Origin of the sequence: Acinetobacter sp. YH12132, assembly GCF_013418645.1 — a bacterium.
Lineage (GTDB): Bacteria > Pseudomonadota > Gammaproteobacteria > Pseudomonadales > Moraxellaceae > Acinetobacter > Acinetobacter indicus.
Genome location: NZ_VPBR01000007.1, coordinates 93924 through 104939, shown reverse-complemented (window position 1 = coordinate 104939; position 11016 = coordinate 93924). Strand labels below are relative to the sequence as shown.

The 11016-nt window shown below is 47.8% G+C and carries 8 protein-coding genes, 1 rRNA gene and 1 pseudogene; 6 read left to right on the top strand and 4 right to left on the bottom strand.

All coding sequences use genetic code 11. The annotated features are described in order from the left end of the window. Both rrf and FTU67_RS09425 read left to right on the top strand, forming a co-directional pair. A 5S ribosomal RNA gene (gene rrf, locus FTU67_RS09430) occupies positions 1–108 on the top strand; the annotation flags it as partial. A 444-nt stretch (positions 109–552) separates the two neighbouring features. Continuing rightward, positions 553–1914 carry an aromatic acid/H+ symport family MFS transporter gene (locus FTU67_RS09425; RefSeq protein ID WP_005181158.1) on the top strand — a complete coding sequence of 454 codons (1362 nt, stop codon included), beginning with the start codon at positions 553–555 and terminating at the stop codon, positions 1912–1914. A 78-nt stretch (positions 1915–1992) separates the two neighbouring features. Here FTU67_RS09425 and FTU67_RS14215 read toward each other — a convergent pair. Next, positions 1993–2142 (bottom strand): annotated as a pseudogene (locus FTU67_RS14215) (hypothetical protein); the annotation flags it as partial. Beyond that, on the bottom strand, positions 2132–2320 hold the full coding sequence (locus FTU67_RS14210; protein WP_227554598.1) for a hypothetical protein: 189 nt from the start codon (positions 2318–2320) through the stop codon (positions 2132–2134). The gene FTU67_RS14210 and the pseudogene FTU67_RS14215, both read right to left, overlap by 11 nt. A gap of 137 nt (positions 2321–2457) precedes the next feature. Here FTU67_RS14210 and FTU67_RS09415 point away from each other — a divergent pair, with 137 nt between their 5' ends. From FTU67_RS09415 to FTU67_RS09405, 3 genes are all read left to right on the top strand, one after another. Further along, the gene (locus tag FTU67_RS09415; protein WP_005181161.1) at positions 2458–3909 is read left to right on the top strand and encodes an aldehyde dehydrogenase family protein; all 1452 of its coding nucleotides are present in this window, start codon (positions 2458–2460) and stop codon (positions 3907–3909) included. Between the two features lie 521 nt (positions 3910–4430). Further along, positions 4431–5918, top strand: coding sequence for a sodium-dependent transporter (locus FTU67_RS09410; protein WP_016658905.1), 1488 nt, complete (start codon positions 4431–4433; stop codon positions 5916–5918). A gap of 1 nt (position 5919) precedes the next feature. Beyond that, on the top strand, positions 5920–6030 hold the full coding sequence (locus tag FTU67_RS09405) for a methionine/alanine import family NSS transporter small subunit (RefSeq protein WP_005181164.1): 111 nt from the start codon (positions 5920–5922) through the stop codon (positions 6028–6030). Between the two features lie 78 nt (positions 6031–6108). On the opposite strand, the gene rsmB is transcribed toward FTU67_RS09405, so the two are convergent. Together rsmB and fmt are read right to left on the bottom strand one after the other, a co-directional pair. Then, entirely contained in the window at positions 6109–7413 is a 1305-nt protein-coding gene (gene rsmB / locus FTU67_RS09400) for a 16S rRNA (cytosine(967)-C(5))-methyltransferase RsmB (protein ID WP_180061680.1), read from the bottom strand. Beyond that, positions 7410–8372, bottom strand: coding sequence for a methionyl-tRNA formyltransferase (gene fmt / locus FTU67_RS09395; RefSeq protein ID WP_180061679.1), 963 nt, complete (start codon positions 8370–8372; stop codon positions 7410–7412). Before fmt ends, rsmB begins: the two co-directional genes overlap by 4 nt. A 423-nt stretch (positions 8373–8795) precedes the next feature. Between fmt and ilvD the strand changes: the two genes are divergently transcribed. Continuing rightward, the gene (gene ilvD, locus FTU67_RS09390) at positions 8796–10625 is read left to right on the top strand and encodes a dihydroxy-acid dehydratase (RefSeq protein ID WP_075174681.1); all 1830 of its coding nucleotides are present in this window, start codon (positions 8796–8798) and stop codon (positions 10623–10625) included. The last annotated feature ends 391 nt before the right edge of the window (positions 10626–11016 follow it).

Below are 11016 nucleotides of genomic sequence, written 5' to 3'. Positions count from 1 at the left end.
ACAATAGCAAGAGTGAACCACCTGATCCCTTCCCGAACTCAGAAGTGAAACCTCTTAGCGCTGATGGTAGTGTGGGGTTACCCATGTGAGAGTAAGTCATCGCCAGCTCATTAATTCAAAATCCCCCTAGCTTAAACAGCAGGGGGATTTTTTTATGGGTGTAATTTCTAGTTTCTACATCTACGACTTAGATAGTGCTTTTTAGGTTTTATGACACAATTTTTACATTTATTTGCAAATTTGTGTGGTAGAAGTTGTCATTTAAGCCTGTCTTAAAAATTGCAATGATGAAGCTTTTATTTCACTGTTTTGTAATATAAAAATTTTAAAAAATAGAATAAGTTTCCACTAATTGTAAGATTTATAACTAAATTTTCTGCTCTGAAATTGAGCTTTATTGCTAAATCAAATCTGATTTTTAAGAAAAATTTATCATTTAGACTTTTTATCCATAGACAAAAAATGAATAATCATTCATTTTATAGACAAAAGTGAATGATTGTTCATTTTTTCATATTAAGAATAAAATCTCACAATTGGAGGTGAGGATTAATGACAGCAACAACAATGAATGTGAATGCTGTAGTGGACAAGGCGAAGTTCAAACCTTTTCATTTAAACGTCGTACTCTGGTGTTTATTTGTAGTCATCTTTGACGGTTATGACCTGGCGATTAATGGCGTAGCCCTACCACTACTGATGCAAGAATGGAATATGACTGCTGTGCAAGCAGGCATGTTGGCCAGTACTGCCCTGGCCGGAATGATGTTCGGTGCCATGTTTTTTGGCATGCTGGCCGATAAGATTGGCCGTAAAAATGTCATTTTAATTTGTGTGACCTTATTTAGCGGTTTTACCTTCTGGGGCGGTTTCGCATCTAACCCGACTGAATTCGGAATTTTGCGCTTTATTGCAGGTTTAGGAATTGGCGGAGTATTACCGAATCTAGTGGCCTTAACCTCTGAATATGCACCACAAAAACTGCGCAGTACCTTGGTGACGACCATGTTTAGTGGTTATGCGGTCGGCGGTATTATGGCTGCATTACTGGGTGCCTGGTTAACTCCAAGTTTTGGCTGGGAAGTGATGTTTTATATCGCGGGTATTCCACTGTTACTGTTACCGATCTTGTGGAAGTTTTTACCTGAATCATTGACCTTTTTAGTGAAAAAACAGCAGGATGAAAAAGCGCGCCAGATTATCCAGAAAATCACACCAGAAGAAAAAGTCAGTGCGCAGACTCAACTGGTCTTAAATGAAGTACAGGTGCCGGATGCCTCTATTGCCGCCTTATTTAAGCAAAACCGTGGCATGAGTACCTTATTGTTCTGGTGCTGCTTCTTTATGTGTTTATTGATGGTCTATGCACTGGGCAGCTGGTTACCAAAACTAATGATGGCCGCTGGTTACTCGCTGGGTAGCAGCCTGATGTTCCTGATGTCGATGAATATTGGCGCAGTAATTGGTACCATTGGCGGCGGGATTCTGGCAGACCGTTTCCATTTAAAACCGGTGATTATTGGCATGTTCCTGATGGGGGCTGTGGCGCTGGTTGGATTAGGCTTTAACTCGCCACAACCGGTGATTTACCTACTGGTGGCGCTGGCTGGGGCTTCCGCAATTGGCAGTAGTATTCTGCTATACAGCTTTGTGGCGCAGTATTATCCACTAGCGGTGCGCTCAACCGGGATTGGTTGTGCCTCTGCGGTCGGCCGTGTAGGTGCAATTGTCGGCCCGATTATTATCGGGGTGCTATTGGGTATGGAATTACCGCATAAACTGAATTTCTTGGCGGTGGCGATTCCAGCGGTGATTGGTGCAATTGCAGTTGCCCTGATTCGCATCCAGAAAGCCTCAGAGCCGGTTACTGAAACACCACCGGTGGTGTCTAAGGCCAGTCGCTCTTATAGCTAAACTGATGTAATTCATCTAAACCAACAAAAAGCCTCAGTAGAGGCTTTTTGTTTAAAGGGAAAAAGATGTTTTGTTGTTTTAGAAATGTGCTTCCAGCCCGAGATAAGGACCTTTGAAATCCAGCTGGAGATTACGTTCATCACCTTCGTTTAGCTCCACATCTAGAATGCGGTAACCGGCTTTCAGGCCGACATCGACCAGTAAATTATCAATAAAATTATATTTCAACCGCCAAGGCAAAAGACAAACTGGAGTCATCTTTCATCTCGGGTTGGCCCAAGGCACTCGATAAGTCACTGTTATAATGCCAGTAATCGACGCTACCTTTAACACCAATAATATCGGCCTGTGCGGCGCTAAAACAGCCAAGACCGAGGATGAAACACAATGCTGGACGTGTACGCATAAAAATCCCTGTAGAGCTTGTATATTCTCAGAATAAATTTATTGTGGAGGATGGAACCGGGAAACATCTCGGCGCATCATATCGGGAATTGGTATAAATTGCATTGACGCATCATGCAAAAAATAGAGGACCTGCACATGGCTACGCACACTGATCATCCGCACGATTATCCTTTATATCTGGCTGGACAGCCGCATGTGACCGGCCAGTGGCTAGAGGTCGAAGATAAGTATCTGCAGCGCTGTTATGCACGTGTGGCGCTGGCCGATGCAGAGACGCTAGAGCAGGCGATTCAGGCCGCAGTCCAGGCGGAAGCGGCGATGGCGGCGTTAAAACCGTTTCAGAAACAGAAAATCCTGCTGCATTGTGTGCAGCGTTTTCAGGAATGCCGGGCCGAGCTCACCGAACTGCTGATTATTGAAGGCGGCAAACCGAAAAGGGCTGCCGCTGCTGAAGTGGAGCGGTTAATCAATACCTTTCAACTGGCTGCGGATGCAGTCACCCAGATGGATCAGGGCCGGATGATGCCATTGGCAGTAACTGCCGCGGCTTGCAGTTATCAGGGCATCAGTAAACAGGTACCGATTGGCGCGGTATCGCTGATCAGTCCATTTAATTTTCCTCTGAATTTAACTGCCCATAAAATTGCACCCGCGATTGCTGCCGGCTGTCCCTTTGTTTTAAAACCTGCCAGTCTAACCCCAATTTCTGCCTTAAAAATTGCCGAGATTCTGGCGGAAACCGATTTGCCGGCTGGGGCCTTTTCGGTATTGCCCTGTCCGCGTGAGCAGGCCGATGTGCTGGTCACCGATGACCGCTTTAAACTGCTGAGCTTTACCGGTTCCGATGTGGTGGGCTGGGACATGAAAGCGCGTGCCGGACGTAAAAAGGTCACGCTGGAGCTGGGCGGCAATGCTGCCGTGATGATTGAGGCCGATACCGAAGTCAATGATGCGCTGGTTGACCGGTTAATTGGAGGTGCCTATAACCATGCCGGGCAGGTGTGTATTAGTGTGCAGCGTATTCTGGTACATCGCGCGATTTACACACAGCTTAAAGATAAACTGGTCAGCCGTTTGCAGTCATTACGGGCGGCTGATCCGCGTCTGGACAGCGCTTTGGTTGGGCCGATGATTAAAGAGAACGAAGCCGTGCGCCTGAAAAAATGGCTAGATCAGGCCGTAGCAGAAGGCGCGACGATACTGGTGGGCGGTGAACAGCAGGGAGTGATGTTCGAGCCGACATTGCTGGAGCAGGTTTCGCCTCAGTCAGAAATTTACCAGAATGAAGCTTTTGGTCCGGTGGCTATTCTGGAGCCGTATGAACAGTTTGAGCAGGGTATTGAACGGATTAACCAGAGCCGCTTTGGTTTGCAGGCCGGGGTCTATACCCAGAATCTGCAGCAGATGCTGTATGCTTGGGACCAGCTGCATGTTGGCGGGGTGATTATTAACGATATTCCATCGTTCCGGGTCGATAACATGCCGTATGGCGGGGTCAAGGATTCGGGGCTGGGCCGTGAGGGAATTCAATCGGCAATTCGTGATATGCAGGAAGAACGTTTGCTGGTGATCCATCAACCGGGTTGACGGCTTGGGGTGCATCAAGGGTAAGCTTGAACTTGATGCATTCTCATCTATAGATCACGGCAATCTATTTAAATACAGCATCTGAAGAAAGCATTGAGGGGCGGCGATAGGCATTTTATATCATCGGGTATAAATGACCGTTTAAAGGATAGCAATTGAGTTTTCAGTTTTACTTCATAATTTATTCCAAAAAGTTTGGTAATTCATAACCAAAATTGTACAATAAATAAGCTGATTAATTGAGCGGTTGAATCAGGATAGATTATAAAAACCCAAGATTTGGAGCAGAAATTACAGAATAATTTTTTAAAAGTGAGTATTGTTGAACCATATAAAAGGGAGTCTTCACGATGCACTTTAAGCAAGTTTTCGTCATCCACTCCCTGTTTGTCATTTAGAAACCAGTACCCAAAAGGTCAAGGCTAAATCAAACACTCAAGATTAATATTGCATGGTGCTTTTTTGCTTGCGAGAAAACCACATAAAAAGCAGTGAAAAAAGCATCTAGGTTTAGGTGTTTTATGTCAGGAAATCGTGAAAACTGGTCCGCGCGATCAGGCTTTATTATTGCAGCGATTGGTTCAGCTGTAGGCTTGGGGAATATTTGGCGTTTTCCCTATGTGGCTTACGAAAATGGTGGTGGTGCCTTCCTGGTGCCGTATCTGGTGGCAATTTTTGCTGCCGGTTTGCCGTTATTATATTTAGATTACGCGGTTGGACATAAGTTCCGTAAAGCGCCGCCACTGGCGTATAAAAAGCTCATGAACAGCGAGTCCTTAGGCTGGTGGCAGGTGATGGTGACCCTGGTCATCGGGATTTACTATGCCAGCGTTCTGTCCTGGGCCGGTAGTTATATGTACTACGCAATTGGCCAGAAATGGGGGGCAGATACCCAGGCTTTCTTCTTTAATTCCTATTTGCAAAATGGCGAAGGGCTGGCCTTGGGCTTTGTACCGACCTTATTCTTTGGTCTGGTGATTGTCTGGGCAGTGGTGATGTTCATTCTTTACGGTGGCGTACGTCGTGGTGTGGAACTGGCCAATAAAATCTTTATGCCGTTACTGGTGGTACTGTTCACAATTCTGGTGATTCAGGCGATCCGTTTACCGGGCGCAACCGCAGGTTTAAATGCCTTCTTTACCCCGAACTGGGAAGCGATGGGCAACTATAAAGTCTGGCTGGCCGCATTTGGTCATATCTTCTTCTCGCTGTCTGTGGGCTTCGGGATCATGCTGACCTATGCTTCATATTTAAAGCGTAAAACCAATATGACCGGTTCCGGTGCGGTGGTTGCGCTGGCCAACTCGTCTTTTGAAATTCTGGCTGGTATCGGGGTATTTGCGGCTTTGGGCTTTATGGCCTTCAGCTCAGGCTCAACCGTGGAAGAAGTGGTATCTGGCGGTATTGGTCTGGCTTTTATTGCCTTCCCGAAAATTATTTCCAGCATGGGCGCAGGCGGCGACTTATTTGGCTTCCTGTTCTTTGCCTCGTTGACCGTTGCCGGGATTACTTCCATGGTCAGTATTCTGGAAGTGCCGATTTCAGCTTTCCAGGACAAGTTAGGCTGGTCACGTAAAAAATCGGTCAGCATTATTGCCGGTGGTTCTGCCATTGTTTCGACCCTGATTTTCTCGACCCATAGTGCGATTACCTTTGTCGACATCATTGACTACTTTGCCAATAATATTGGTATTGTTGGCGGTGGTTTACTGTCGATTATTCTGGTGTCGTGGTTCCGTCGTCCGTTATTGTCGCAGTTACAGGCGCATATCAACCAGTACTCTAGTATTAAACTGGGTGCCGGCTGGAACTTCCTGTTAACCGTGATTACTCCATTATCATTACTGGTGGCTTTAGGCCTAACCATCAAGTCGATTGTTGCAGAAGGTTATGGCGGTTATCCGGCTGAAATCTTATGGTTGGTGGGTGGCGGTACGCTGGCCCTGTTTATTGTGGGTGCCATTGTACTGAGCTGTCTGAAAGACAAAGTCCCGGAAGAGGAGAACTAAGATGAATACTGAAGCAATTATCATGATGATCATCTCGACTGTCCTGCTCTGGGGCGGTTTAATCCTGGCCATGATTCATCTGAGCAAACATCCAGATGAACCAGAGGATTAAGTCTGTGATACATGCATGTGCAGACTAAGCCGCTGTAGAATAAAAAAGGAACCACCTGAGGGTTCCTTTTTTTATCGTCTAGATTTTTTCGATCCGGCAATAATAGAAGCCATCGCCGCGTCCGGCTTCCGGTAACAGCTGGCGACCATACTGCTGTTCGACGCCATAGTCTGTGGCAATTTTAATTTCTTTGGCATCGGCATGCTGGGCAAAGAACTGCTGCATCTGCTGCTCATTTTCTGCTTTTAAAATGGAACAGGTGATATACAGCAAAGTGCCGCCGACTTTTAACTGGGACCACATCTGTTCCAGAATCTGCTGCTGCAGCTCGACGGTTTGCTGAATGTCAGCGGATTGACGTAACAGGCGAATATCCGGATGACGACGCATCACCCCAATGGCAGAGCAGGGCGCATCCAGCACAATACAATTGACTGGTTTGGTTGCAGTCCAGCGCGTAGCATCTGCCGCCAGAATTTCGACCTGCTGTGTATCGGTCAGTTGCAGGCGCTCCAGATTTTCCGTGACCCGTAGCAGGCGTTTCGGGTCCTGATCCAGTGCCACCAAAGTGGCCGGACTAAATTTTTCCAGAATATGTGCGGTTTTTCCGCCCGGGGCTGCACAGGCATCAATCACCACTTTGCCATTTAAATCTGGCAGTAACTGCGCACAAAGCTGGGCATGTTCATCCTGTACCGAGAACCAGCCGGCATCAAAGCCCGGCAGCTCCGGAATCTGCACCGCCTGCTCCAGAATAATTGCCACATCGGAACGTTCACCTGGACGAGCCTGAATACCGGCACCCAACAGTTTATTCAGATAGGCTTCACGGCTGATCTTGCGCTGATTGACCCTTAAGGTCAGTGGCGCTGTCTGTTTCAGGTCCTGGGTCAGCTGCTCCAGCTGTTCCGGCCAGTCTTTTTTCAGACGTTTAAACAGCCAGCTGGGTAAACCATGCGCCGCTTGCAGGGCCTGCTCAAAGACCGATGTTTCACGTGAAACACGTCGCAGGATGGCATTGACCACACCACTGAGTGCCTGAAAGCCCAGCTGCTTGGTGGCAGTCACGGTTTCTGAAATGGCTGCATGGTCGGCAATACGGGTACATAAAATCTGATACAGCCCGACATAGAGACAGGTTTCGACGGTTTCATTGTTCAGCGGTTTGACCAGCAAAGGCAGGGTAATGCTTTTCAGGCCATACCATTGACGTAAGGTGCCCAAGACCAGTTCGTGATACAGCGCCCGGTCACGCTCGGCGACCTTGGTCAGATGCAGCGGTAAAATACTGGCCAGAGATTGGCCCTGCTGGACGGCCAATAAAGTACGAATCACTTGGGCGCGTAAGTTCAGATGTGACTGACCCGATAGATGTTGATTCATGCCAGCACCTGCCCAACGTTTAATTTCTGGGTTTGTGAAATCTGTACCGGATTCAGCGCTTTACCGCCCGGCCATTGCAGGCTGGTCAGGCAGATGGCTTTGCCATCGCCACAGGCCACATGCACGCCCTGTTTATCCAGCGTCAGAATGGTCCCCGCCGACTGGCCATTGACCGCTTCATTTGACAGCACAGATCCCCAGACCCGTAAATTACTTTGCTCATCCAGCGGAATAAACGCCACCGGCCACGGGTTAAAGGCGCGAATATTGCGGTCAATTGTCACAGCATCCTGAGACCAGTCAATTTTCGCTTCGGCTTTAGACAGCTTGTGGGCATATACCGTTAAAGCTTCATCCTGTACTTCGCGCTGTTCCAGATACTGTTGTAAAGTCTGCTCCGAAGCCAGTACCGCCACAATCGCCTCCGCACCCTGAATGGCCAGTTTGTCATGCAGGCTGGCAGAGGTATCTTCAGCTGTAATCGGGCACAGGGTTTTATACATCATATCGCCGGTATCCAGCCCGGCCGCCATCTTCATAATGGTCACGCCGGTTTCAGCATCACCGGCGGCAATGGCGCGTTGAATGGGCGCCGCTCCTCGCCAGCGTGGCAGCAGCGAACCATGAATATTCAGGCAGCCATATTTGGGTGTATCCAGCACCACTTGTGGCAAAATCAGGCCATAGGCCGCCACCACCATTACATCGGCATTCAGGGCTTTTAGTTCTGCCTGCGCAGCCAGACCTTCTTCCGTGGACGATTTAAAATGTAGTGGTTGATACACCGGAAGATCATGCGCCAGCGCCAGTTGTTTCACGGCAGAGGCCGTGAGTTTTTGTCCGCGGCCTGCTTTGCGGTCAGGTTGAGTATAGACCGCCACAATTTCATGCTCGGTTTTTAATAAGGCATCGAGCGCTACAGCTGCAAATTCTGGTGTTCCCGCAAAGATAATTTTCACACATGAGATTCCATATAGACTTGCCCCACATTATATGCGAAAAGCCTTTTTAAGCCTAAATTGTCATGTAAATAGAGATTGCATCTTCATGAGTTTGGCTAGGTGCTGTTCTTTGCAAACAAAATTTTATTTAAAAAATTAATATCAATAAATTTTGTTTATATAAAAGGTAAAAATTATTCATGAAAATGCCGGAGCTAATGCTTTATGATCAAATCATATCGGCTCCGTAGGCGAGTCTCCCCAGTTTTCATCAGTTGAAAGATCGCAGAATAAAAGGTTCAAAAGACCCGATCACCCAGCACGCTGACAGATTGAGCTGTAGTATGATGTGACGAAATTTCAACTGATAACCTGAAGATCAGTACATTTTAGCCAGAGATGGGGATTCACCCTCTCAAGCACAACTCGTTGGAAATACACATGCCTGACTATCGTTCAAAAACATCGACACACGGAAGAAATATGGCGGGCGCACGTGGCTTATGGCGTGCGACCGGGATGAAAGATGAAGATTTTGGCAAGCCGATTATTGCGGTGGTCAACTCTTTTACCCAGTTTGTACCGGGTCACGTGCATCTAAAAGACCTGGGTCAGCTGGTGGCACGTCAAATTGAAGCGTCAGGTGGTGTAGCCAAAGAATTCAATACCATTGCGGTCGATGACGGCATCGCTATGGGGCATGACGGTATGCTGTATTCCTTGCCGTCACGTGACCTGATTGCCGACTCGGTTGAATATATGGTCAGCGCGCACTGTGCCGATGCCATGGTCTGTATTTCAAACTGTGACAAAATCACCCCGGGCATGTTAATGGCCGCCATGCGTCTGAATATTCCGGTGGTGTTCGTGTCCGGCGGTCCAATGGAAGCGGGTAAAGTCAAAATCCGTGGCAATGAAAAAGCCATCGACCTGATTGATGCCATGATTGTCGCTGCAGATGACAACTTTACCGATGAAGAAGTGGCAGAATACGAACGTTCAGCCTGTCCAACCTGTGGTTCATGTTCAGGCATGTTCACTGCCAACTCAATGAACTGCTTGACCGAAGCGCTCGGTTTATCTCTTCCAGGTAACGGTTCTACACTGGCCACGCATGCTAACCGTAAAAAACTGTTCGAACGTGCTGGTTCTTTAATTGTGGAACTGGCCAAACGTCACTATGAACAGGATGATTACAGCGTTCTGCCACGTTCAATTGCCACCAAAGCCTCGTATGAAAATGCCATGACGCTGGACATTGCCATGGGCGGTTCAACTAATACTGTATTGCACCTGTTGGCTGCGGCCAATGAAGCCGGTGTTGATTTCACCATGGATGACATCGACCGTTTATCGCGTAAAGTGCCGGTCTTGTGTAAAGTGGCTCCGGCAAAAAATGATGTACATATGGAAGATGTCCACCGTGCCGGCGGGATCATGGGTATTCTAGGCGAGCTGGATCGTGCCGGTTTGCTGGATACTTCTGTACCGACTGTACATGAAGCAACTTTAAAAGATGCCTTAGATAAATGGGACATCATCCGTACTGAAAACGAAGAGGTGTACACTTTCTTCAAATCGGCGCCAGGTGGCGTTCCGACCCAGACTGCATTCTCACAAGACCGTTATTATTCACGCCTTGATGGCGACCGTGAAAATGGTGTGATCCGTAATGCTGAACATGCCTTCTCTAAAGATGGTGGTCTGGCCGTGCTGTACGGCAACATCGCGCTGGATGGCTGTATCGTAAAAACTGCGGGTGTAGATGAATCCATCCTGAAATTTAATGGTACAGCTCGCGTATTTGAAAGCCAGGATGCCGCGGTGGAGGCGATTCTGGGCGGTAAAATCAGCGCCGGTGATGTGGTGGTGATTCGTTACGAAGGTCCACGTGGTGGTCCGGGGATGCAGGAAATGCTGTACCCAACCAGCTACCTGAAATCTAAAGGTCTGGGCAAAGACTGTGCCTTGCTGACCGATGGCCGTTTCTCGGGCGGTTCATCTGGCCTGTCGATTGGTCACGTCTCTCCGGAAGCGGCAGAAGGTGGCGCGATTGGTCTGGTCGAAGATGGCGACCGCATTGAAATTGATATTCCAAACCGTAGCATTCACCTGGCGGTTGATGATGCAACCATGGCAGCGCGCCGTGAAGCACAGGAAGCCAAAGGCTGGCAGCCGGCTGAGGAACGTCCACGCAAGATTTCTAAAGCGCTGAAAGCCTATGCCATGCATACCACCAGTGCGGCCAAAGGTGCGGTACGTGAAATCTAAGCGCTAAGTTTTTAGAGCTACAAAAGCACTCCTGATGGGGTGCTTTTTTATGTGAGAAGCTAAGTTTGAAAGGGATCGCTTCAGCACGACACCGTCTTAAAAAGAAGGATTTGATGACGGTTAATCACCTTCGGTTCGACCTATTTTGTGAAATACATTGCTCATTGGGCAAAAGGAGGCAAAACCATTTTCATCTGCAAAACTCGTTCAGTACCCGCAGGTTTCACTGATATCGCAAAACCATTTAATATGAATTGTAGTTCTGCCTCGGACCGTTGCAGATGACTTGGGTATAGATCAAATGTTCGAGAAACCGCTGAAAGCTATATTGTACGGATTTAATTCTATACAATAATCGTAGAATAAATTGCCAAACACTGTGGCTTCAATC